This is a genomic window from Vibrio sp. 10N.222.51.C5 (assembly GCF_041474575.1).
GTDB lineage: Bacteria > Pseudomonadota > Gammaproteobacteria > Enterobacterales > Vibrionaceae > Vibrio > Vibrio crassostreae_C.
Genome location: NZ_JBFRUJ010000046.1, coordinates 43,288 through 68,120 on the forward strand (window position 1 = coordinate 43,288; position 24,833 = coordinate 68,120).

The 24,833-nt window shown below is 44.9% G+C and carries 22 protein-coding genes; 11 read left to right on the forward strand and 11 right to left on the reverse strand.

What is annotated here, in order from left to right:
- Positions 1–76 precede the first annotated feature (76 nt).
- From AB4558_RS14530 to AB4558_RS14540, 3 genes are all read left to right on the forward strand, one after another.
- Complete coding sequence (locus AB4558_RS14530; protein WP_017068936.1) at positions 77–535, forward strand: copper chaperone PCu(A)C; 459 nt, start codon at positions 77–79, stop codon at positions 533–535.
- A gap of 469 nt (positions 536–1,004) precedes the next feature.
- A complete protein-coding gene (gene rsgA, locus AB4558_RS14535) occupies positions 1,005–2,069 on the forward strand; it encodes a ribosome small subunit-dependent GTPase A (protein ID WP_017072405.1) in 1,065 nt (354 codons plus the stop codon).
- Between the two features lie 387 nt (positions 2,070–2,456).
- Positions 2,457–2,990, forward strand: a complete 534-nt coding sequence (locus tag AB4558_RS14540; RefSeq protein WP_372133773.1) for a DUF4136 domain-containing protein — start codon at positions 2,457–2,459, stop codon at positions 2,988–2,990.
- A 331-nt stretch (positions 2,991–3,321) separates the two neighbouring features.
- On the opposite strand, the gene AB4558_RS14545 is transcribed toward AB4558_RS14540, so the two are convergent.
- Positions 3,322–3,513 carry a hypothetical protein gene (locus AB4558_RS14545; protein ID WP_102394268.1) on the reverse strand — a complete coding sequence of 64 codons (192 nt, stop codon included), beginning with the start codon at positions 3,511–3,513 and terminating at the stop codon, positions 3,322–3,324.
- Positions 3,514–3,661: 148 nt separating this feature from the next.
- Entirely contained in the window at positions 3,662–4,630 is a 969-nt protein-coding gene (locus AB4558_RS14550) for an alpha/beta fold hydrolase (RefSeq protein ID WP_102394267.1), read from the reverse strand.
- Positions 4,631–4,914: 284 nt separating this feature from the next.
- Here AB4558_RS14550 and AB4558_RS14555 point away from each other — a divergent pair, with 284 nt between their 5' ends.
- On the forward strand, positions 4,915–5,922 hold the full coding sequence (locus tag AB4558_RS14555) for an AraC family transcriptional regulator (RefSeq protein WP_017072401.1): 1,008 nt from the start codon (positions 4,915–4,917) through the stop codon (positions 5,920–5,922).
- A 56-nt stretch (positions 5,923–5,978) separates the two neighbouring features.
- Here the strand turns inward: AB4558_RS14555 and AB4558_RS14560 are convergent, their stop codons facing one another.
- The 3 genes from AB4558_RS14560 to AB4558_RS14570 all read right to left on the reverse strand — a co-directional run bounded on the left by AB4558_RS14560 (position 5,979) and on the right by AB4558_RS14570 (position 8,410).
- Positions 5,979–6,641 (reverse strand): OmpA family protein, encoded by a 663-nt coding sequence (locus AB4558_RS14560; protein WP_029235518.1) that lies wholly within the window; start codon positions 6,639–6,641, stop codon positions 5,979–5,981.
- A 224-nt stretch (positions 6,642–6,865) separates the two neighbouring features.
- Positions 6,866–8,089: an HlyD family secretion protein gene (locus tag AB4558_RS14565; RefSeq protein WP_372131746.1), complete on the reverse strand. Its 1,224-nt coding sequence runs from the start codon at positions 8,087–8,089 to the stop codon at positions 6,866–6,868.
- On the reverse strand, positions 8,090–8,410 hold the full coding sequence (locus tag AB4558_RS14570) for a hypothetical protein (RefSeq protein WP_017072398.1): 321 nt from the start codon (positions 8,408–8,410) through the stop codon (positions 8,090–8,092).
- Between the two features lie 636 nt (positions 8,411–9,046).
- Here AB4558_RS14570 and sstT point away from each other — a divergent pair.
- Entirely contained in the window at positions 9,047–10,261 is a 1,215-nt protein-coding gene (gene sstT / locus AB4558_RS14575) for a serine/threonine transporter SstT (RefSeq protein ID WP_004732110.1), read from the forward strand.
- Between the two features lie 192 nt (positions 10,262–10,453).
- Here the strand turns inward: sstT and AB4558_RS14580 are convergent, their stop codons facing one another.
- From AB4558_RS14580 to AB4558_RS14590, 3 genes are all read right to left on the reverse strand, one after another.
- On the reverse strand, positions 10,454–11,674 hold the full coding sequence (locus AB4558_RS14580) for a tetratricopeptide repeat protein (protein ID WP_372057082.1): 1,221 nt from the start codon (positions 11,672–11,674) through the stop codon (positions 10,454–10,456).
- 312 nt (positions 11,675–11,986) lie between these two features.
- Positions 11,987–12,589, reverse strand: a complete 603-nt coding sequence (locus AB4558_RS14585) for a response regulator transcription factor (protein WP_017064231.1) — start codon at positions 12,587–12,589, stop codon at positions 11,987–11,989.
- An 11-nt stretch (positions 12,590–12,600) separates the two neighbouring features.
- On the reverse strand, positions 12,601–14,472 hold the full coding sequence (locus AB4558_RS14590; protein ID WP_372158882.1) for a PhnD/SsuA/transferrin family substrate-binding protein: 1,872 nt from the start codon (positions 14,470–14,472) through the stop codon (positions 12,601–12,603).
- A gap of 221 nt (positions 14,473–14,693) precedes the next feature.
- Between AB4558_RS14590 and dsrO the strand changes: the two genes are divergently transcribed.
- From dsrO to AB4558_RS14615, 5 genes are all read left to right on the forward strand, one after another.
- Positions 14,694–15,530 (forward strand): sulfate reduction electron transfer complex DsrMKJOP subunit DsrO, encoded by an 837-nt coding sequence (dsrO, locus tag AB4558_RS14595; protein ID WP_372158883.1) that lies wholly within the window; start codon positions 14,694–14,696, stop codon positions 15,528–15,530.
- Complete coding sequence (gene nrfD, locus AB4558_RS14600; RefSeq protein ID WP_372158884.1) at positions 15,527–16,675, forward strand: NrfD/PsrC family molybdoenzyme membrane anchor subunit; 1,149 nt, start codon at positions 15,527–15,529, stop codon at positions 16,673–16,675. The genes dsrO and nrfD overlap by 4 nt, the downstream gene beginning before the upstream one ends.
- Before the next feature lie 14 nt (positions 16,676–16,689).
- Positions 16,690–19,782: a tetrathionate reductase subunit A gene (locus AB4558_RS14605; protein WP_372158885.1), complete on the forward strand. Its 3,093-nt coding sequence runs from the start codon at positions 16,690–16,692 to the stop codon at positions 19,780–19,782.
- Positions 19,783–20,308: 526 nt separating this feature from the next.
- On the forward strand, positions 20,309–20,950 hold the full coding sequence (locus AB4558_RS14610) for a c-type cytochrome (RefSeq protein ID WP_017064226.1): 642 nt from the start codon (positions 20,309–20,311) through the stop codon (positions 20,948–20,950).
- Between the two features lie 9 nt (positions 20,951–20,959).
- Positions 20,960–22,021: a c-type cytochrome gene (locus AB4558_RS14615; RefSeq protein WP_102320676.1), complete on the forward strand. Its 1,062-nt coding sequence runs from the start codon at positions 20,960–20,962 to the stop codon at positions 22,019–22,021.
- A gap of 141 nt (positions 22,022–22,162) precedes the next feature.
- Here the strand turns inward: AB4558_RS14615 and AB4558_RS14620 are convergent, their stop codons facing one another.
- Both AB4558_RS14620 and AB4558_RS14625 read right to left on the reverse strand, forming a co-directional pair.
- Positions 22,163–23,092, reverse strand: a complete 930-nt coding sequence (locus AB4558_RS14620) for a LysR family transcriptional regulator (protein WP_372158886.1) — start codon at positions 23,090–23,092, stop codon at positions 22,163–22,165.
- Between the two features lie 26 nt (positions 23,093–23,118).
- Complete coding sequence (locus AB4558_RS14625) at positions 23,119–23,559, reverse strand: Lrp/AsnC family transcriptional regulator (protein ID WP_009845852.1); 441 nt, start codon at positions 23,557–23,559, stop codon at positions 23,119–23,121.
- A gap of 141 nt (positions 23,560–23,700) precedes the next feature.
- Between AB4558_RS14625 and AB4558_RS14630 the strand changes: the two genes are divergently transcribed.
- The gene (locus tag AB4558_RS14630; protein ID WP_017058847.1) at positions 23,701–24,285 is read left to right on the forward strand and encodes a LysE family translocator; all 585 of its coding nucleotides are present in this window, start codon (positions 23,701–23,703) and stop codon (positions 24,283–24,285) included.
- A gap of 55 nt (positions 24,286–24,340) precedes the next feature.
- On the opposite strand, the gene AB4558_RS14635 is transcribed toward AB4558_RS14630, so the two are convergent.
- The gene (locus AB4558_RS14635) at positions 24,341–24,730 is read right to left on the reverse strand and encodes a DUF1294 domain-containing protein (protein WP_017064222.1); all 390 of its coding nucleotides are present in this window, start codon (positions 24,728–24,730) and stop codon (positions 24,341–24,343) included.
- Positions 24,731–24,833: the final 103 nt, after the last annotated feature.

Here is a 24,833-nt window from a genome sequence, read left to right on the forward strand (position 1 = left end):
AAACAAAGAACTTACTCAATAAAGTTCAAAAAAAGTCAGGTCCCAGACCAAAAACATAAAAATTAAGGACAACAACATGAAGTTAAAAGCACTTGCTCTAGCAGGCTTATTGCTCACCCCTTTTGCTCAGGCTAGTAGCGATATTATGGTTCATGACGCGTACGCTCGTGCAACCCCGCCTTCAGCAGTGAACAGCGCGGTGTTCACGACTCTGATGAACCACAGCGATAAAGATCGCGCTATTGTTTCTGCAACAACACCTGCAGCAGGTAAAGTAGAACTTCATGATGTAATCATGGATGGCGATGTTATGAAAATGCGCCAAGTTCAAGAGATCACCATCCCTGCAAACGGTGAAGCGGTACTTAAACCTGGTAGCCTACACATCATGTTGTTCGACCTAAAAAGTAGCCTAAAAGAAGGTGAGCAAATCGAGATGACTCTGACTTTCGCCAATGGTGAAACGCAGACCTTCGATGCCCCGGTTAAGAAAGTGATGAGCGGCATGAAGAAGATGAACCACGACCATCATTAATCGTATTCACAATTGATAAAATAATTTAAGCCACGATGACTTCTCGCCATCGTGGCTTTTTGTTAAACTGAGCGCGCTTTTTATTCAAAGCCTGAACACATTAATAAACCAAGGAGAATAGAAGATGATTGTAATGAAAACACTAAAACTGGCAGTAAAAGTAACGCGTTAATTTGTTTGGTTAATCAAACTTTAATCTCGAACTACCAACATTAAGCCATCAGCTGGCTACCGCACACTTTTACCCGGTTTACTGTTGATCGTAAGTGATCAATATCTGCATGCCTGTAAAGCATGACTCAAATCCGGGGTCCTATCGATTTTGAATTCGACCCAAGCTCAAACATTTTTGACGTCTCGACGCTTTTTGAACTGACCAACGCTTTTCGATCTCATCGACAACCTGAGATCTTACAAGACGTTAATGCTCTCACAAGAAAAGAAAGCTCGCACGTCTGGGTAAATAGACATGAATTCACAAAACGCATTTTCTCATCCAATGTCACTTCAACAACTTGGATGGCAACCTGTATTCCAACAACAACTGACACTCGAAGACTATGATCACTCCGTCATTGCTCGTATCGTCGCACATCATCGCAATGGCTATACATTAGCGTCAGAGCAAGGTGAAATTGTTCTACCCATCCACCAAAACCAACCGGCAATGACCGTTGGCGACTGGGTAATATTGAACTCTGAACTGCAATTCGATCGCTTACTAGAACGCCAATCGCTCTTTAGCCGAAAAGCTGCGGGCAGTCGTGTGGCTGAACAATATATTTCAGCCAATATCGACACAGTGTTTATCGTGGTTTCATTGAACAACGACTTTAATCTGAGTCGCATTGAACGCTACCTGGCACTCGCAAATGAAGCACAAGTTGAAGCGGTTATCGTCCTGACGAAGAAAGACTTGTGTGACGACTACGAAGACAAAGTACAACAGGTACAAAGCTTAGACCCGATGCTGATGATCGAAGCGGTCAACAGCCTAGATCAAGACTCAACCCAAGTACTTTCACCTTGGTGTAAAATCGGCAAGACCGTCGCGCTAATGGGCTCTTCTGGTGTGGGTAAGTCGACTTTGGTTAACTCATTGCTAGGTGAAGCATCGCAGGCAACTGGTGGTATTCGTGAAGACGACAGTAAAGGTCGTCATACAACCACATCACGATCACTCCACTTGCTCGCATCAGGTGGCTTGCTTCTCGACACTCCAGGAATGCGAGAGCTACAACTTGCAGACTGCGCTGAAGGCGTGAGTGAAACTTTTTCAGACGTCGAAGAGTTAGCAATGCACTGCCGCTTCTCTGATTGTCATCATGAATCAGAGCCGGGATGCAAGATAAGGGCTGCCATTGAGAGTGGTGAACTGTCTGAAAGACGATTTACTAACTATCAAAAGCTACTGAGAGAGCAAGCAAGAAACGGCGCTTCTCTTGCAGAGCAACGCGCTAACAATAAGCAGCTTTCCAAAATGTACCGAAACGTACAGTCAGAAAGCCGCAATATTAAGAAAGGCTCAGCTTAAGCAGTTGGATATTGACGGTAATCTGAGTTAATCGCTCAACGCTGAGCTGAAACACCGAGCCCCACGTGTCAATCGCGTGGGGCTTTATCTACAAATTCCCTTCCTCATCAACAAGGGATATTAAGATATCGTCTGCTTCCGAAAGTAAAAATTCACCATTTATAATAGTTGGAATTTTTCTTAGCGAGTTAATCATCACGTTAATGTTTCTCTTTATCCAGTTCAATATAATTCCCCCTTGAACAATAAAGTTAAAATACGATTAATCGCGTCACTTTTACTACCAGATTGACTGAATATAACGAACATAAAGTATCGATTACCGGACAAGTATAATCACCTTCAGAAGAAAATTTCATTTCAAACCACCTTCCAAGGAGATAGAAAATGCTTCGTCTAACCACCATATTATTAACGCTTCCTCTAGCTGCCTGCTCTACAATAAATACTGACTTCGAAAAGCAAACCGATTTCTCAATGTATAAAACCTATGATTTCAGCTCGCCCGGGACTGCGAAAGAAGAGAAGAACAAAATACCGATTAGTATCGACTCAATCAGGATTGAAAGTGCGATCATTAAAGAAATGAGCCGCACAGGGGTTTCATTTGTAGAGGACGGAGGCGACCTATACGTCCGCTACCAACTTCAGCAAGCATCTGAACTTGTGTCTTCCGGCTCGTCAGTTGGTATTGGCTATGGTTGGAACAATTTCCGTGGGGGAATGTCCACTCCACAAAATTATCACCGACAGACGTACGGACAATTGGTTGTAGAACTGATCGATGATAGAACCAACATCGTTGTATGGACAGCGAATTCAAGCCGAAAATTGACTCGCTCAATGAGTTCTAAGGAACGTGAAGAGCTGATTTACGAGGAGATCGCTGAAATGTTTCAACAGTACCCTTCGTACAAATGATTGAAAACTTCTAGGTGATAACTTCTTCAAATATCGGCCATTGAATGTGCAGATAGAGGAAGCCTAGGCATTAGAGGAAGAAGGCACCAAAGCCACTAATGCAATAGATCAAAGCTGCATCATATTGTTATATACCCTCAACCTTAAAGCTAACGCTGTAACTCACGTCCGAGTGACGAGTTTCACTCCAATCACGTTAGGATCTCCATTTTCGTCTATATATAGCGAGACGTTTAAGGGCATGCCTAACGTACTCAAATGCTCTTTATGTACCAGGCTCGACTCTAAAACAGGATCGTGAAACATAATTGTTAGCGAGGGCAAAAAGCGGCTATTCAGCTTGATTGGCAAACCTAGAATATTCAAACGCGATAGCATTTAACAACTGAGGTAAGTCTTTAATATTGTGTTTATTAATTTCGATATAATCATCAACGAAGTGGTCTTTTTCTTCGGCTACCTTATTGATAGAACAACCTAATAATAGAATACAACTTAGCGCTAAAAGGGTTAGCTTCTGCATTTACCATGCCTTGATTAGTTTTAGATAAGGGATGAGGATAGAAGTGGTAAAAAGCTCGAAAGGCGCTCAATAAATCGACATTCACTTTTATTGAGCATGAACCTTCTCGTAGTTCCATTTCAATCATATTTACTCAGTCATTTAACTGTTATTGCGTCTTATCAATCCAATATTTCACCATTACCGAAAACTCTTGATACCTATCTTGATAACAAAAATGACCACTGCCTTTGAATACTGTTAACTCAGCATTCGACATACGTTTAGCTAAACGTTCTCCATTATCGACGTAAAGAATTGCATCGTTTTCTCCCCAAAATATCTGAGTGGGTAACTCTATTTTATCGAGCAATGGATCAACCGTTGCTAGACTTTTTGGGTAGTCTTTAAACCATTGCATGACGGCAGGAATTCGATTGCGATAAGAAGCAATATAGTCGGAAATCTCTTCTTGATTGGGGCGATAGTTCGTATAGCAAACCTTGATACAGCCTTGAACTAAAGAGCCAGCCCCTGTCACTTTAAAAACAGTGCGCCAAAACGATGAGTCGACCATTTTTCGGATGGCGCTTGCATTTGACGAAGGATTAATTGCTGGACCATCGCCTATCAATAAACTTTTGACATCATTGTCATATGTGCCCACGTAGTAAACGATCGCGGGCATACCAACGTCAGGCCCCAATAAATGTGGTTCTTGAATATCCAAATGATTTAAGAATTCTTTTAAAAAGTCGCCTTGAGCCTTGAAAGACATGTATTCAATCCCGCCCGCACTGCCGCCGAACCCAGGCATATCGTAAGCATATAGGTTGTAGTGTTCAGCCAACCCACTCCAGATAGGGGCATACGCAAGAATGCTTTGAGGAAAAGGGGAAAGCATCACAAGAGTCGGTTTACCAATCGCTTCAGAATGTGCGTATCGAATATCGACACCATTTATCTTGGTTCGCTTTATTGGCATGGATGGTGTCGTTTCAAATGTTGGGAACATTGGATAGTCGTTTTTTCTTCGCAACTGCTCCAAGCTTTTATATTCAGAAGTCAATAACATCAGTGCCGATGCGTTAATACGATCAAACACGCTAATTTTTTCTATCTTAGGAGTATGTGTCATTAATTAATCTCTATTTAATTCTCTGAAGTTAAAAGACGCTGAAACCATGATTAAAAATTTCCATCCAATTTATTTCTGGTTCTCAAAAATAGTATTGGGGTTTACTCAACTCAGTATTTACAGCTATCAATAATTGTAGTTAACACCATTATTACTAATATTATCGCCACTACTTTACCGATATATTTGATGTTAACTAACATCGTTGGGGTCTGTTAAAACTCGTTAAATTACGTCATTTATGCTATGTTTATGACCTAATTCACAGAGGTTTGGATGGATCAATGACTATCAACACAACTTACTTTATAAGGGTAAATAGCCTGATGAATTTGTATTACAACGTATGTAATCAATATTATTCAGATCCAATCTCCCCACAGACAATTCCCCAATCCGCGTTTAATCACACAATGAACCTGTTGCCCATTTCTGAGGTATTTCAGCTTTATGAAGAACTCGAATGCTATACAAAAAATCCAAACTTTATGCTCGAGGCTGTGCGCCATTTCCGGGTCGAAGACTTGGGCGGATTAGGCCAATGGATGTTCTCTGGTCATGACTTAATGTCGACGATAAGAAAGGTAAATTACGGCATGGGGTGTATTCAATCCGGTGCTTTTTGGGTTGCTGCACCTGCGGGGTCTATCATCAAGTGGACTTACAACAATCAGTATGATGCAGAACACTTAGACGTTCATGACAGTATTAGAGTCGCTGTTTTGATGTCAAAAATATTGAAAAAATACCTTGGGGCAGACTTTGCTCCGATGCGCGTACTACTTTCAGGAGAGCGTGCGGATGAGAAACTATATCAAGATTATTTTGGCTGTGATGTCGCGTGGAATCATCATCAAACAGAGATCTGGTTTCATTCCAGCTTACGCTTGGCAAACCTGGCTGATAATCAAGATACCAAGCAAACCTTTTCGCTGAATTTTGAGGATTTGGACCGATGTTTAGACATGCCCGATCCTAGCGATGACACTAAGTTAGTTTATGAAGCCATCAACTACTCATGTCATTTTGGTTTACCGACACTCGAAAGAGTATCGAACCTGTTGGGCCTATCAATTCAGCAGTTTCAACGTAGATTCCATAAATATGGCCACAACTTTACCGAAATGTGTGGTTTTGTCTTAAGCAACAAAGCGGTCAAAATGCTAAGCCAATCAATACCAGTCGAAGAAGTTGCAAGCAGTTTAGGGTATAACCATCTCGATAGCTTTACGCATATGTTTAAGAAGCATCGAGGCATGACACCCAAGCAATATCTCAAATCATTGGAATAAAATAAAACATCCGCAGAGTGTCTCTACTTGCGGATGAGAAAGGTTGCATCACCTCGCTAGATGGCTTGGATACTGATCTCGACACGGCGATTGCAGGCTCTTCCGTCTTCGGTTGCATTGTCACAAATAGGGTAACGTTCACCAAGGCCGCTGGTACTGATGCGTCCACCTTTCACTTTTTGATTCACTAAGTAAGCTTTTACTGAATCAGCACGTTTCTCAGACAACTGCTGATTAGAAGCATCATTGCCAGTACTGTCGGTATAGCCTTTGATCTGCAAATACGAATCTGGGTACTCGACCAATATTCTCGCAACACCATTCAATGAATTGTATACCGTCGCTTCAAGTAGGTATTCACCAGAGCGAAAACCGATGCCGTTTTCCATCACCAACACTAACTCATTTTCACCAACACGCTTTACTTGAACGCCTGAATCTAGCAACTCCTGACGCAAAGCTTCCTCTTGTTTATCCAGTGAGTAGCCGACTCCTCCACCGATGAGACCGCCAGCCGTTGCCCCAATTAACGCTCTCTTTTTCCGTTCTTTTGAATTATCTCCAGACAGGAGACCAATCGCAGCACCAGACAAAGAACCAATCGCAGTCCCTTTTGTTGTGGAATTCGTTTCCATCTCACCAGTCGTTGCGTCCTGACGTTGAGTCGCCTGACAGCCCACCAAGCTCGTTAATAGCAACAGAGAGATAATAGGTTTAATGCATCTTTTTATTTCAGAAGATATGAATAGCATAAATATATTCCAGTTAAATTTAGACTTTCGATTAAATATTCACTGAATAGCAAACATATTAAAATTACAGACCACGACTGTGGCCCGTAATTTCATTAATAATCTTATTTTGAATAATTCGGAATTAAATAACCGAATTAACTCTAGCTCTAGCTCTAGCTCTAGCTCTAGCTCTAGCTCTAGCTCTAGCTCTAGAAAGAGTAGAAGTAGTAGAGCTGCGACTTCATACGTAAAATGATTCCACGTATTACATCAAGAAACGCCATAAGCTCTGTTGGCTTTTCTCCGCTAATCCAAGCTAAACCAACCGAGCCGACTGGTACGCTGTAGCCTTCAGGTTCAAAGACTTTCAACCTAACAAAGTGATGTTTGTTTTGTAGGTTCTTGCCTGTCGTAGAGCGAACATTCTGGTCAAAGCCAAGCAAGTTACTTTGCGCTTCGCCGGTTGCTTCAATAATACCTTCAACCTCTGCCGTGAATACTTTCCCTGGATAAACTGGCGTTGTAAATTCAGCCAATTGACCCGGTTTAACATTTCTAATCGCTTGATGATTCACTCTCATCAATACGTATTTCTCGTTGGTGTACATCTGCAATCGTGGAACTCTAGAAACAAGCTGACCTTCACGAAGAATAAAGTTAGTCACAAAGCCATCAGCGGGTGCATAAATCTTGGTGCTATCAAGATCCCATTTCGCTTTATTCACCTTCTGAATTGTTTCGTTAAAGTCTGACTGACGGGATTCAACCGAGAGTTCCGCTTTGGTTATTTGTAGCTTGGCTTTCTCTACATCAGATTTCTTTTTGCTCAGCTGTGACTCATGCTTGGCCACAGTGTACACAGCAGAATCGGCGACCGTTTGCTGGTTATCAATCATGCTTTCAGTGATCGTATTACGCACGACTCGGTTTTGTTCAAGATAACGCTTCAACGTTCTTTTCTGTAAGTCTCTATTTGACTGAGCAGCTGAAAGCTCACTTTGTGTCATTTCAAAATCATGTAACGCTGCCTGATAGCTGGATTCAGCGATTTTTACTTCTTCAGCCGCAGTGCTAACCGCTACGTTTGCCGAGTCGCGCGAAATCTTCGCTTGTTCATAAGCAATTTGATAAGGCTCGTTTTCAATCTCATAGATTAACTGCCCTTTCTCAATGCGTTGGTTAGGGGTGATATAAATCTGGTCGACCTTACCCGAGACATTGGTTGAGGTTGGGCGAAGCTGAATGTGAGGAGACTGCACCACAGAGCCTCCCGACAAATCCATTGGTGTATAGTTAATTAATCCTACCCACACAAATAACAACCAACCACTGCCTCCTAGATAAGCGAATGCTTTCGTCCCTGTGTTCCAAGGCATGCCAACAAGTCTTAATAAATAGATGAACAAACACCAAACCGCTAAACCTTCTAACATTTAGACATCCTCTGATTGATTAACTTGAGCCGGAGAATTCCATAAATCACGCAGTCGGATAATGGCTTTTTCAAAATCTACAAAAGCAATGATAATGGCGAGCACCCACACCCAGTGCCAAATGAAGCCAATCCAAGTGAGCGCGGTAATCAACCCTATCTGATGGTGGTCAGTCTTATGAGCCTTTTGAATAGGGATCTCGTGAAGCTTCCAAAAACCGAACAGGCCAGCCGCTATGGTGCTGATCAGCACGATAGCGGCTGCTATATGTAAAACGGTATCTGCAGAGGTCTCTACATAAGGGATACTGATTAAACTCATTGCTCATACTCTTGTAAATTAAGACCAACACAGGATATATGCCACCCACTTACAACGGCAATTTTAGATAAATTACGTCATATAAAATAACATGATGATATAGATCACCAGATAAGGTGTGCGATATATCAAAGTAGCAAGGTATTAAGTTCAGTAGCCTGACGCTATTAAGGAGAGCTGATGAGATTCAAAGCTAACGCTGCTTAAGTAGGTGGGAATGCCGATAGAAAGATTAGATAACGACAAAACATGGCAAGTCATGCACCAACGTAGATTAAGCAAAGTAGGTGATGTCTATGATGTCTGTTGAAGTGGCTTTTTTACCTATACAAGTTTAGGCAGCTATTTCCGAACACAATGTTTTTATCAGTAATGGTTTACACACCATAAATACTAGAACATTAAGCCAATGGAACATTATTCAGCAGACTTATACCTCAACAAAAGCACAAAAATTTAACATTTAGCTCTAAAAACACCACGCAGCGCAAACAATCACCCTAAAAGTAAACTATTCCTAGACACCCTCTTAGATCCCGCTAATATGACCGCCCATTCCACTAGTGTATAGTTGGATTTGGTACAACTTTATAAAAAAATACATCACTATAATAAATTAACAATTGCAGGTATTTTATGCAAAATCACAACATGCTCGCCCGCATCGCTCGTGGAAATCTCGTTCTACAGATCCTTGCTGGTATTGTTTTCGGTGTCGTTCTCGCCATGGTTTCTCCTTCAGCAGCTCAAGATGCAGGCCTATTAGGTAGTCTGTTTGTTGGTGCTCTGAAAGCTGTTGCCCCAATTTTAGTATTCATTCTTGTTGCAGCTTCTATCGCAAACCAAAAGAAAGGTCAGCATACTCATATGCGTCCAATCATTGTGCTTTACCTGATTGGTACGTTCTCTGCAGCACTGACTGCTGTAGTACTGAGCTTCATGTTCCCAACCACTTTGACACTGGTTGCTGGCGCTGAAGGTGCTAACCCTCCTCAAGGTATTGCAGAAGTTCTTCATACGCTTCTATTCAAGCTTGTAGATAACCCAGTTAGCGCACTAATGAACGCTAACTACATCGGTATTCTTGCTTGGGCTATCGGTCTTGGTCTTGCACTGCACCACGCATCTGCAACAACCAAAGCGGTTTTCGAAGACCTTAGCCACAGTGTTTCACACATTGTTCGCTTCATTATTCGTCTTGCGCCATTCGGTATCTTCGGCCTTGTTTCGACTACATTCGCAACAACGGGCTTCGATGCACTAGCAAGCTACGGTCAACTGCTAGCGGTTCTACTAAGCTCAATGCTGATCATTGCTCTTGTCGTTAACCCACTGCTTGTCTTTGTAAAGACAAAACAGAACCCATACCCACTTGTACTGCAATGTATTCGTGAGTCTGGTGTAACGGCATTCTTCACTCGTTCAAGCGCTGCAAACATCCCAGTGAACATGAACCTTTGTAAGAAGCTAGAGCTAGATGAAGATACTTACTCTGTATCAATCCCTCTAGGCGCAACCATCAACATGGCGGGTGCTGCAATCACCATCACTGTGTTAACGCTTGCAGCTGTACACACAATGGGTATTGAGATTGATATCTTCACTGCGATTCTACTAAGCCTTGTTGCTGCAATTTCAGCATGTGGCGCATCAGGCGTTGCCGGTGGTTCACTGCTACTGATTCCTCTAGCTTGTGGCCTATTCGGTATATCAAACGATGTAGCGATGCAGGTTGTAGCGGTTGGTTTCATCATTGGTGTGATTCAAGATTCGGCTGAAACAGCACTTAACAGCTCAACTGACGTAGTGTTCACTGCGGCTGTATGTAAAGCTGAGCAAAACAAAGCTTAACAGCTCTTGGGTATTAGGCTTTAGCTCTAAGCTCTAAGCTCTAAAAGCAAATAGCACACAAATAAAAAGGGAAGCATTCGCTTCCCTTTTTTGTTGTCTTGGTTTTCTAGATTACGGTTAGAAGCTATATAGATTTATAGATTTATAGCTTCAGTCATTTTTGTCTAACTCATCAAAGCTAACCAACACGTTTTAGTGGTTGCTTTTCCAGCTTGGATCCACGGCTGCCTGACTGAAGTCTAGAGGGTCACTATTTGGGGTCGCTTGTCTCTCTGTTGATGCTTGCTCGGAATTAGGTTGTTGGCTGTAATCAACATTCGTATCTTGAGCACTCGCCGTTTGAGTATCTAGATGGCTCGCATCTACTTTTAATGCCTCACCTTCTTCATCAGACGCTTCTTTCACTTTCTTAGGGATCGGTATATTGCGCTTGTAGAGCTTATTGAGCGCTTTAATGATTGAATGCTTAGTGATCGCTTCTTGAGTCAACTTAGTCATGATCGGCTTAGTCAGAGCTTGTAAGCCCACGACGGCATCGACACCCAGTTCACCACCAACTTTATCCCGCAAATGCTTCGCTTCTGAGTAGCCAAAATGAGCAGACAAAAATAGCCAGATATAAGCAATCGCGTTGCCGTGTTCACCATGGTCAATCCAAGCTTCGCCAGCTCTAAACATGGCTTCTGCACTGTTCTTTTCTGCGGCAGTTTCAAACCAGTACACCGCTTCGCCGTGATTCGGTTCAACACCAACACCGTTCAAATAGCTCATACCCAGTTTGATCTTGCCGTCTAGGTTGTTTTTTTCAGCGGCCTTTTGGTACCACTCGACAGAGCTTTCAGCCGAGTAATCTGGATTCTCTTTGTCTAGGCACCAGTCACCCATGAATAGCATCGCTTCGGTATTACCACCAGCGGCAGACTCTTCAATATAGGTGTAGCCTTTGGGGATGTTCTTCACGGTCCCACGTCCATGAACCAGGGCTTTACCCATCTCAAATTTCGCCGACATATCGTTATCTAAGGCAGAGATCGCAAGCTGCCAAAAGTTGGCTTGTTCTCTCAAGATCAGATCTTCTTTGCGCTTCATACTTAAGCGAACAATGCCATACATGCCGTTGACGTTATCCAAATGCGCCGCTTTATCGTACCAATATAACGCTTCCTTGATATTGTTACGTTCAGCCTCTTTCGCTAAATATAGAATCGACGGGACATGCCCTGTTTCTGCTTTAAAGTGGCGCTCTTTTTGCTCTTGGATACGTGCTTTTTCAATCGCCTTTCGGTAAGCGACAGCTCGCGCTTTACGTTCTTGTTCCAAGCGCTGCTTTCTTAGTGATAAAGAAATCAGCCACACAGCAACAAGTATTAACGAAAGAGCGGTCGCACCAATTGCGATTCCCATTGTACTCATAAAATATTTAACCTAACTCGGCAGATACAAGACTCGACGTTGAGAGTGTGTTCTACCCATAGTGAATGTTATGTTTCGAATTACAGGGAAAAGTGCAGTTACTGGCACGTTCCGCCTTAAAATGAACTTAGTTCAGTATCTCAGGATTACATTGCGATAAGAAGCCTAGGAGGTTCAATCCGTATGCAGTCCATAGACGATGTGATCTTGCTTCAATATAGATAAATTATGAAGGCTGCCTTTCATCAGGAAAGTCCTAAAGCTTGGTGACGAAATTGATGGGTTTCCATCAGGAATTTCGCACAGTGATAGTTAAGTCAATTGCCCGTATATGTAAGCCAACTCGGCAACCGTCTTCGCTGAGAATTTCTTCATCAAGCTTGCTCGGTGTACTTCTACTGTTCTCATCGCGATGCACAATTCATCAGCGATTTTCTGGTTACGCTTACCATCAATGATCTGCTTAAGGATGTCGATTTCTCGTTCGGTCAGCGACGCATAAGCTTGGCGATACACATTCATGTGAAGATGCTTTTCAGAAGCCTTTAATCCTTGCTTGATTGCCTCGGCCAATTCCCCTCCTTTAACCGGCTTTTGGAAGAAGTTCATCGCACCTGCTTGCAAAGCTTCCACCGCCATTGGCACATCGCCATGCCCTGTGAGATAGATAACCGACAGCGGACTCTGCGCTTTCACCATTAACTCATGAACTTGTTGCCCTCTCATCTCTGGCATTCTGCTGTCTAGCACTACACAGCCCGACTTTGTGAGATCCACAGAGTCTAAAAAGCTTGGACCATCTTCATAAGCTGACACCGTGAAATCATGCTCTTCCAATAAGAACACCAGCGAATCACGCATCGACTCATCGTCATCAACCACATAAACCGGCAACGTTTGATGAAGTTCAGGCATAACAAGATTCCTTATGAATCATTTGAAAGAGAAAAAGGTAACGTCACTGCAACGTGACAGCCATGAGGAATCAGTGACTTAATGGTCATTTGACCACTGTGATCTTCAATAACATCTTGGCAAATCGCGAGCCCAAGCCCCAAGCCATTTTCTTTGCTGCTCACAAAGGCTTGAGTCACTTCTTGTTCAGTGAAATCTAAGCCCGTTCCGTTATCGATAATCGACAACATTATTTTATCCGGTTGATACTCGGTAATCACTTTAATTGTCGATGGTTCGTTGTTTTTGTTACCAATATCAGACGTAGCGCTTTGTTCGCGATGCATCTGAGCATTACACGCATCAGTCGCATTGTTGATCAAATTTACAACCACCTGCTGCAATCCGACGGGGTCAACATGTAGCGTGATAGGTTTACCCACGACATAACGTTCAATGGTTATCTTGTGTTTCTGTAATCGAAATTGCAGTAGCTCGATGGTATCTGTAAGAAGAGCTTCTATATCAGTTTGAGATTTATCTGATGAGCGTTTTTTGATCATGTTTCTTAAGCGCTGGATGATCGCATCAGCACGGTCCACTTGCGACTGGATCTTCTCAAATACAGGCTCTATGTCAGTCAGCGGTTTGTTCTTCGAAATCCGCAGTAAACCACCTTCGCTATAATTCCGAATAGCTGCCAAAGGCTGATTAATCTCGTGTGCCAAGCTACTTCCCAGTTCACCAACTACCGCGATACGTTGTGAGTGCTCTAGTTGTTCACTCTTACTTTTCAGCTTATACAGCGTCGCTTCTAGTTGCTTTTTGCTGCGACTGAATTTGTATTCTAGCCAGAAGTGGTAAGCATTTAGAGACACGACAAGAATAAAGAACGCCCATGCCCACTGTTGATTGTACTTGAGCCAGATTAACGCTTCTTTCCACCAAGGTTGTTGCAGTGGATGCATGTCGAGTTGTTGATATAGCTTGTCGATCGACAGCAAGCTTGTCGGTGAAGTCCAGCCCGATGCATTCGCTGCAATGGCCGGTGCACTGCTCTTTGGCATCGAAAACAGCACCTGACTCATTTGTTTAGCCAGTGCCGAAGAGGCTCGTTCTGTTTTGGCAAACGACCAATTAGAATACAGAGGTGTAGACACTTGGCATCGGAAGCCTTCAGGCGCTTGATTACCGATGATTCGATATTGCCCAGCCACCAGCAAACCTTCGCTGATCATGTTTTCAACCAAACAAGCAGGGACGACTGCCGCCTCAATGTGTCCTTCTCGCAGTTGGTACAAACTGGCATCAATAGGGAAACCCAAGAACTGAGTATTAGAGAAAAAGTGATTAGGGTTCAGCCCTTGTTGCATTACTTGGTAACGCATAGTCAAGTAACCGCCAAACGCATTTTCAGAGACAGCAGCAATCGGCTTTCCACTAAGTTGCTCAAACGAGATATACGGTGACATTCTTCTGACCACTAATGCAGAACCGATACTGCGCGTGCTGCTCACACCTTGATCGTCGTAATTGTGACTGGTCATGGTCGCCATCCAAGAGAGCGCGTATTGACGTCCTAAACGCACTGCTTGGCCGGGATTGGTGACAACAAAATCGACCGTGACATCTTTCACCGCTTCCGCCATCTCTTCTAAGTTGAAAGGCTTGAGAACAAAGTGTTTGCCGGGAATGCGCTCCGACAACCAATCCATCGTCGGCTGCCAACGCTGCTGCGCGGAAAGCTTGCCTCGAATAGCCAGCACACCGACCTCAATCACCTGTTCCGACTCAACAGTGTTTGATGTTGTAATCTCTTGCTCCGCTTGAGCGGCTAAACAGATTCCTGCAGTTAGACTCAACCAACAAAGGCTAACGATTGATATTAGGTTTCGGACTGTCACTAGAATCTCTTTCTCCACACTGATGGCATGTTCACACTCGAATAACGCATTGACGACACGTTAAATAGAGCCTTTAAACAAAGCATAACAGCTAGATTGGTAAAACCACATTTGTTCTAGATCAACTTTGATCTGGGTATGTGGAAATCCACAATACCCCGCGTACGCCCAAAATCTGACAATGAGCCCAACAGATAGAATACCCATTTATAGGTACCAACATGGACTCATTGAAAAGACGGTTTCTCAGCCAATTCGGCAAGGTTTCCGCTGGTGCTGCGCTCATTCCCATCACCGGAATCAACACCGTAGTCGCAAGCACAGCCATTCGCAATAACAACCAACCTGACCGCAAAGGCGAAGTAGGTAAACGCTACGCCATGGCGGTTGATTTACGTAAATGCGTTGGCTGTCAGGCGTGCACCGTTGGCTGTAGCGTTGAAAACCAAGCGCCAATTGGCCAGTTCAGAACCACCGTAAAACAGTATGAAGTCTCCCTTGATGATGGTTCGACTACTCAACAAGAGGTGAAGTCATTCATGTTGCCTCGTCTGTGTAACCACTGCGACGATGCTCCGTGCATTAAGGTTTGTCCTGTTCAAGCGACCTTCCAACGTGAAGACGGCATTGTAATGGTCGACAACGAACGCTGCGTAGCCTGTGCTTACTGTGTTCAAGCTTGCCCTTACGACGCTCGATTCATCAACAACGACACCCTTACCGCAGACAAATGCACCTTCTGTGCACACCGCCTTGAAGACGGCTTACTGCCTGCTTGTGTCGAAACCTGTGTTGGTGGTGCTCGTGTGATTGGTGACCTCAAAGACCCAAACAGCGAAATTAACCGCCTGCTCAATGAAAACCAAGACGACATAAAAGTGCTTAAACCAGAGCAGAATACCAACCCACATGTTTTCTATATCGGCATGAATGAGCGATTCGTTAGCCACATTGAAGGCCAACCTGCGATTTATGATCCAGCCGCCATCGATAACTCATCCTCTAGCAAACAAGAATTGGCAATCGCGACACAAGGCAAACAAGGAGAGACAGCATGAATATCACTGAGGTGTTAGTTCCCGCTCAAGAGATCGCTTGGCTACCGTGGGCGGTTCAATATTTCTTCTACATTGGTTCGGCTTACGCGGCCGCTATTCTGTTTTTGATTGCACTGATATTCAAGAACTCAACCAGCCACCAATTTCGTTCTGCCCTTGTGCTTGTGATGGCCATCGGCGCGATTGTTGGGCCATTAGCACTTACTGGTGACTTGCATCAACCCGGACGTGCGTGGCACTTCTATGCTCACATCACACCTTGGTCATGGATGTCATTGGGCTCTCTGTTTCTACCTTTATTTTCTGGTCTGGCTGTCACGACGGCTTGGGTTTACCTGCGTGACGACATCGCACAGCTTAAACAAAGTGAAAACCCATTTCTAAAACGTTTGTCTTGGCTGACGCTAGGTAAATGGCAAATATCATCAAAGCTGATGATTGCACTCGCTGCTGTGACGGCTATTTCGGGCCTAAGCATCGCGCTTTATACAGGCGCAGAGATTGCGATTTTGGCGAGCCGACCGCTTTGGCATCAACCGGCTTCTCCACTACTTTGGTTCACGACCGCATTCTTTGCTGCTACAGGTTTAACGCTGTTGATTTGGGCTCTACTGCCTTCAAGCAAGCCAAGCTTAAAACCAACAGACCTCGCTCTAGTACAAAGAACCATTACCTTAACGGGTGGCCTTACCATCATTCTTACGTCGATTTGGGCATCTAACCATGGTCACTTCAGCCTGTATGAGAACGACGCTTGGGGCATCAATTTAGGCATCATGACCACCAGCATTTTGCTGTGCATGATCTTGGTTCTTCCGCTGCAACGCCTATCGCAAAGTAAGCTAGGAATTATCTGTGTTGCGCTTGCGACCATTATTTCAGCATGGGCGGTACGTTGGGTCACCATGATGGAAGTTCAAACCATTCCTCGTTTTGATGTGGGTCCATTCCCTTATGAACTGCCGATGGGTAGTGCAGGATTACTCGGCATCGTTGGCATGTGTGGCCTGTGGCTTGCGCTTGCGTTGTTTGCTTCTGAAATCGTGTCTGCTGGATCGACAAGAGCAACTGGCTCTGCACCAAAGACAACATCGAATACAAACCAAAATACATCGTCACCACTTAACCGCTCACATAGCTTGTAGTCTGAGGAATCATCATGGATAACAAACGTCGTCAATTTTTGAAAACAGGCCTTGCTGCCGGTGGTGTTGGAGCTTTTGCTGCAGGTTATGCGACAACCACAAAGCACATGGTTCACGGTGCTATCGATGGCACCGCAGGTAAGAAAACCAATCACATTCATCACGGTAATTCGTTAGAGACGGAATACAGTGTCGATGAGCAAGGTAAGATCTCGCCGAATCCAAACCAACGCGTTGCACCATCAATGTGTTTTGGTTGCTGGACACTGTGTGGATTGCGTGTACGTATCGATAATCGCAATGATGAGATCTTGCGTATCTCGGGCAACCCGTATCACCCGCTATCAAGTGACCAACAGATCCCATTCAAAACACCGGTAAAAGACGCCTACATTGGCTTGTCTGGTGAATCAGGCATCAATAACCGTTCGACAGCCTGCGCCCGTGGCAACGGCATGTTAGAGATTCAAAACAGCCCATACCGAATCACTCAACCGTTAAAACGTGTTGGTAAACGAGGTGAAGGCAAGTGGGAGCCGATCAGCTACGAACAACTTATCTCTGAGATCACCGAGGGTGGTGACTTATTCGGTGAAGGTAAAGTTGAGGGCTTACGATCGATTCGTGACATCGAAACACCACTCGATCCAAACAACCCTGAATACGGACCAAAAGCCAACCAACTGCTTGTGACCAATGCCGGTAATGAAGGCCGTGACGACATCTTGAAGCGCTTTGCATTTAACAGCTACGGCACACGCAACTTTGGTCACCACGGCTCTTACTGTGGTTACGCGTTCCGTGCGGGTTCAGGTGCGATCATGAACGATCTAGACAAGTTCTCGCACTTAAAACCAGATTTCAACAACGCAGAGTTCATTCTTTTCATCGGTATGTCTCCGGCTCAAGCGGGTAACCCGTTCAAGCGTCAAGCAAGACAATTGGCTGAGGCTCGTACCAACGGAAAACTCAGCTACACCATAGTGACACCAAGCCTTCCGGCAGGATCGTCAAGCCTTGCGGCGGGCGATCGCAATAACTGGCTACCGATCAAACCGGGCACCGATTCAGCATTAGTTCTTGGCATGATCCAATGGATCATCGAAAACCAACGATACAATCACGACTTCTTGTCTCGCCCAAGCGCACAAGCGATGCAAAAAGCAGGCACCACACACTGGTGTAATGCATCTCACCTTGTGATCAGTGACGAGTCGCACCCACAAAATGGGCGTATGCTTCGTGCATCGGATATAGGGTTGCTAGAAACAGGCGAACCGATGTCTGACGATGACGGATTCATCGCACTCAATGTGACAACGTCACTATTATCATCGCATATTCAGGTGAATGAAGCGACTCTGTTCGTCGATCAAGATGTAGAAATCGATGGTCAGACTGTTCGCGTTAAATCTTCTCTGCAAAGATTGAAAGAAGAAGCCTTCAAATACGACCTTGCTTACTACAGTGAGCAGTGTGAGATCCCACAAGACCAGATTATTGCACTGGCAAAACGCTTCACCAGTTACGGTACAAAAGCAGTCGTGGATACTCACGGTGGAAACATGCACACCAACGGCTTCTACAACTCGTTCTCTATTCTGATGCTGAACGCGCTGATCGGTAACATCAACGCGAAAGGCGGTGCGATGGCGAAAGCGGGCGGCTACCCGACTTCGGTTGCTGGTCCACGTTACGACTTTACCAAGTTTAAAGGTAAGACTAAGCCTCAAGGTGTATTCTTGTCCCGCAGCAAGTTCCCGTATCAAAAAACTAGCGAATACAAACGTCGCGTTGCCGCAGGCGAGTCACCTTACCCGACCCGCGCGCCGTGGTACCCAATATCAGCTCCACTTTTAACTGAGCACTTATCAGCTGCGATTGACGGTTACCCTTACCGTGCAAAAGCGTGGATCAACCACATGGCGAACCCACTATATGGTGTCCCAGGCTTAGACAACCTGCTAGGCGAGAAGCTTAAAGATCCCAAACAGCTTGGCTTGATCGTGTCTATCGATGCCTTTATCAATGAAACGACTGCCTTATCGGATTACCTAGTGCCAGACACAGTGACCTACGAGAGCTGGGGCATGGCAACACCTTGGCATGGTGTCGCGACCAAAGCGATCACCGCTCGTTGGCCGATTGTTGAGCCTAAAACTTCCCGCACTCAAGACGGACGTGCCATCAACCTAGAGAACTTCTTTATTGATCTAGCGAAAACGCTTGGCCTAGGTGGCTTCGGCGACAACGTAATCAAAGACAATCAAGGTAACTGGCACGGTATTCATAGCGCTGATGACTTCTACCTGCGCTCGGCTGCTAACTTAGCGTTCGTAAAAGGTGGCGTGCCGAATGTGGATGCGGAAGATATTGTTTGGTCTGGTCTTGAGCGCCTAGTGCCTGTGATGAACAAAACGCTCAAGCCTGAAGAGATGCTCAAAGTAGCGTACATTTTTGCGCGTGGCGGTCGTTTTGAAGACGCAACCAATGCCTATACCAATGAAACCATGAAGTACAAATGGACCAAACCTTTGGCTATCTGGAATGAGAAGCTGGGGACCTCTCGCAACACCATCAGTGGCGAACAGTACATGGGTTGCCCGACATGGTATCCACAGAAGCTGGCAGACGGCACACCTTTAGCAGAGCAGTTCCCGACCAAAGATTGGCCATTTACTCTGACCAACTTTAAATCCAACATTCACAGTGCGGTGTCTAACTTATCACCACGCTTAGAGTCGATCAAAGGAGTGAACCCAGTTTACATTCACCCGCAAGACGCCTCTTCTGCTGGTATCAAAACAGGCGACGTATTTGCCATTGAAACACCGAGTTCAACCACACACGCGTTGGCGATGGTGATTGATGGCATCAAACAAGGCACATTAGGCTTTGAACACGGCTTTGGACACAAAGAACTCGGTGAGCGTGCACACTGGATTGGTGACGCACAACAACCGGTGAAAATGAAGTCAAACGATGGCGTTAACATCAATGATATTGGCTTGATTGATCCGACGAGAGAAGGCAAAGGTGTCATGTTAGATTGGGTTGTGGGCGCAGCAGCCAGACAAGCGCTTCCGGCTAAGATCTACAAGGTCTAGCTTAAACTCAGCAAGCTATAACTTAATCACTCATTCAAAACACTTCCTTATCTGATTTGCAGATGAGAACACAACAGGGCAACTTCGTCATTCGAGGTTGCTCTGCTTTTTCGTCCCCTTGATCTAGAAAAGCAGGCTATTTGGATAAACGTCCAATCTACATAAAGTACCCAATCTAGATAAAGCATCCGCTCTAGATAGAGTAATCAACCCAAAGCCATTAGGTAATCTTCATTTCACCACAACTTTTTTAGCCCGCATCCATAAAGCAGCTATGCTTATACAATCGGTGCCATAAAAGAGCCTTAACAAGCAGTTATACCGAGGCGAACATGGCAGTTCCCTTGCATTTCATAAACGGCAGTTGGATCAACCTATAGAAGTTCACATCAATACCATTATGGTGATTGAGGTTATTAATGTGAGACTCACCTCAAGTTCCAAGTGAATTAATGTGGAAATCCACAATAGCGCGAACAACCAATTATGTCGAAAATGCGTGCATTACAACCAATAGCGACGCCTCATGACTAAGCTGACAATTAAAACTCAAACTCTAACGCTTTGCATCGCTGCTCTAGGAAGCCTTTCTTTATCCGCTTTTGCACAAGCAGCACCCAATCCAATGCCAGAAGCCGCAGAAACTTGTAGCGGCTGCCATCAAGCCGACGGTAAAGGCATGCCCAACATTGCCCCTATGCTTGCAGGGCTCAATGCTGACTATCTAGAACATCAACTGGTTCTGTTCTCAAGTGGTGAGCGTCAAAGCGCGATCATGAAGGGAATGGCTGACGGTGTATCTGATCCCGCTGTTCGTCGTGAGGTCGCAGAATACTTTGCATCACTACCTTCATACGAATTTACCGATTTAGAGCAGCGCGGCTCACAGGCTGATATCGATAACCCCTATCGTAAACTTGTATTCCAAGGCGATTGGGATAGAAACATTCCAGCCTGTGCAACCTGTCATGGGCCAAGCGGTATGGGCGTGGACAAATTCCCGCGCCTAGCAAGCCAGCATGCCGACTACATTCAAACTCAGCTCAACGCTTGGAAAAATGGCACTCGTAAGGGTGATGATTTGAACATGATGGGTAATATCGCGGGCAAGTTAACCGACGATGAGATCAAAAACCTGTCTTACTACTTCGCCTCTTTCCGATACTAAAGGGCTCGCATGAAAACATTACTTCTAATTACCGCAACCCTTGCCTCTGGAATCGCTTATGCCGAAGCAGAGTTGCCCGATCGCCAAACCGAACTGCCAGCCGTTGAGAAGCCTCAAGATAACAAATATCTGGTGCCACGAGACTTGGTTGATATCCCTGCTGGGGAATTTGGCGACAAAGTAAAATTGGGTTATTCGCTGTTTGTCGATTCACAACAGATGCGTGGTACGTTCGTCGGCAATGAACAAAACTGTGTCAACTGCCACATGCAAGCGGGCATGAAGCCTAACGCTGCCCCTCTTTGGGGTGCGTACATGGCCTACCCTGCGTATCGTTCTAAGAATGACAAGGTAAACAGCTACGCAGAACGTATCCAAGGTTGCTTCACCTACTCAATGAATGGTCTGCCACCGGCTGAGGGTTCAAAAGAGATGGTCGCACTGACGGCGTATTCATACTGGCTGGCGATGGGCGGCATCTTAGACAAGAACGGCATGCAAGATACACCCGTTCCTGAGATTAGCGATGCCGACTTACAAGTCGGTGGTAAAGCGGAAAGCTTCCCTCTCCCTGAAGAGCTGTTAAGCAAATACCCAATCGATGGCCGCAGTAAGTTGGCAGGGCGTGGCTATCCTAAGATTGATAATCCTGAACAAGAGCCATCGATAGCGCGTGGTGAAAAGGTTTACCAAACCAACTGCCAAACCTGTCATGGTCAAAATGGTGAAGGTATTAAAGGGGCTGACGGACGTTCATACTTTCCACCATTGTGGGGCGAAAACGCGTATAACTGGGGCGCGGGTATGCACCGGGTGAACACCGCTGCCTATTTCATCTATGAAAACATGCCGCTTGGAAAGAGCCAGCAACTTTCGATTCAAGATGCATGGGATGTGGCTGCATTTGTGAATAGTCATGAACGCCCACAAGATCCTCGATACAAGGGTGATGTTGCTAGCAATGCTAAGCGCTACCACAATCACCAAGGTTACTATGGCAAAGAAGTTGATGGTCATGTACTAGGTACCAAAGCTTATCCGAGTGGTAAAGAAGTGATTCATGAGCATTAATAGGTATTAGTGAATATGAGCCGTTCACGCCAGCTATAGCTAAGCTTTACATTGTAAATCAGTGATAGCCGGAACAATTAAAAAGGAGCCAGATCGTGTGACGATCTGGCTCCTTTTTAGTTTGAACTATTAGAAACACAACTAACCTTGCTGCATCTTCTCCCAAATGGTCGGAGAGCCAATATAATCTTGAACTGTAGTAATAAACTCTTTGACCAGTTTGGTCTGCTTACGGTGCGGATAGACAGCGTAGATTGCAGTATCGATTGTAGAAATCGGGTAATCTGGAAGCAACGTAACCAAGCCCAGATCTTTCATTGAGGCATACAGGTTTGATTGGTCAAGGAAGCCATAGCCTAAGCCATCTTTTACGCAAGAGACCATGGTGCGAACATCACTCACCTTATAGTTGCCACGAATCGTCAGGCTCTGGAAGGTATTACCTCCCGGCTCTTCACTAATGCGCAGATGGTCGACCGTCATATCACCATTGGTATAAATCACCGCAGGTAGAGCGAGTAGATCTTGTGGCGTTTTCGGTTCACCGTGCTGCTTCACAAAATCGTTTGACGCGACCAACATGAAATTACTGTCGGCAATCTTCTTCGCAATCAAATTCGATTCAACAAGCTTACTGAAGCGAAACGCGATATCAAACTGCCCTGCAATGATGTTGGCGATCTTATCGTCTAGTGAAAGTACGATCTGAACATCTGGGTACTTTCTCATGAACTGAGTGATGATAGGTTGCAAATATTGCTGCCCAAAATAGATCGGTGAAGTAATTCGTAGCACACCTTTGGGTTCAGACTGGTATGAATCTGCAATTCCTTGGATCTGATTGATAGTGTCTTTCAGCACATAGGTTTGTGCGAGAATATCTTCCCCGGCCGACGTCAACGAAAACGAGCGTGTAGAGCGGTTAAGCAGCTGAACACCTAAATCTTGCTCAAGCTTTTTGATCTGTTTAGAGAGTGATGAGTTGTCCATGTCATGTAAGGTTGCCGCTTTGGTAAACGACCCTTGTTGAACCACATCTAAGAACAATAACAACTGATTGGTATTTGGCACTGTGCCTCTCCTGAATTAAAACTCGACTAGCGTTCGTCTTTGGGTGTATCCATCACAACCATGGTCGTAATAGATTGCACCTGAGCACATTCCCCAAGCACATCGGCATGAAACTTCTTATAGCCCGGTAGATCTTTGGTTTCTACCCTTAGCAAGTATTCGTTGGCACCGGTAATGTTGTGACACTCCACTACCTCCTTTTCCATACTGACGTGCTGTTCAAACTCCAGCTGAGCCGCTTTGCTGTGGCTTGATAACCCAATCGAAACATAAGCAATAAAACCAACCCCCATCAGTCCATTATCCAGAACCGCACGGTAACCTTGAATGATACCTTTACGCTCAAGATCTTGTACGCGCCTTAAGGTCGCAGAAGCCGACAAGCCAATCCGTTCTGAAAGCTCAATGTTGGAGATTCTGCCGTCCAATTTAAGCTCTTGCAATATCCTTTCGTCAAATCTATCCATAAGTACTTATTATTGTGCATTAAGTGATAATTGAGGAAATAAAAGCACATAATTGCCTCACTTTCCACCTACTATGTTTCTCAACACGTGAAAGTCATGACCGGTCAGTCACTTCGTTCATTTTACTGCTGGAGAACCATAATGCCTTTAGAACAACTTAGCGCACTTGCCTTGTTTGCGTTTGTCTCGACCTTCACACCAGGTCCAAATAACATCATGCTCATGACATCAGGAGCCAATGTTGGCTTTGCCCGTACTATTCCGCACATGCTGGGCATTGCTCTAGGGTTTGCTGCCATGTTGCTGCTGGTTGGTTTCGGTTTAATGGGCATTTTCAACGCTTATCCGGTTACTCACCAAATCTTGAAATACCTAAGCCTTGCTTACCTCGTGTACCTTGCAATTAAGATAGCATTGAGCGGCAAAGCCAAAAGCACCGAGGCTTATAAGCCAATGACCTTCATCGGCGCGGCAAGTTTTCAGTGGGTGAACCCGAAAGGTTGGTCGATGGCGCTGACGGCAATTTCAGTCTATAGCAGCGGCAGTTCATGGTGGGAGCTTGCGATCATCGCAGGTATCTTCACGCTCGCCAACTTACCATCCGTGACATTCTGGACAGCGGCAGGTAAACAACTGCAACACTGGTTAACAACACCAGTCCGTATCAAAAGCTTCAACTACGGTATGGCAGGCTTGCTTCTAGCATCGACCATTCCGATGCTCTAGTCGAATAACTTCTGTATTTTAACGGTTGGTACTCCTGTGCTAACCGTTATTCTCTTTATAAATAACCCACAAGTTCACTAAGCCAACGACCAAACATCGTCTGCCCGCTCGGCGTTAACGTCCACACAAACGCCGCAACATTCACTGCCACTGTCACCCAATATATGGCTCTGAACGGCTGCTTCTGCGTTTTATGACGCAGCTTATCTTGAGCGATCAACGCCCCTAGCCAGCCACCAGCAACAGAAAAAATATGCAGAGTTTTCTCTGGCACACGCCAATTGCCATTGATCGCTGCTCGCTTGTCCTTCGCGTACACAAAAAACGTCACGAAACCGATAACCAAATACCACACCAACAGCGCTTTAGAACTTTCCGCAAACAACACAGACACCGCCACCAGAACCAAATAAGTGATAACGATTTGAATAGATGAAGACAACATGACTCCTTTTGAGCAACAGCTCACATACTGTAGCAATTACGCCCTGTAGATTTTGATAAGGATGAGTAAGGCATATTGTAATTCGGTTAGCCTGCAAAGAATA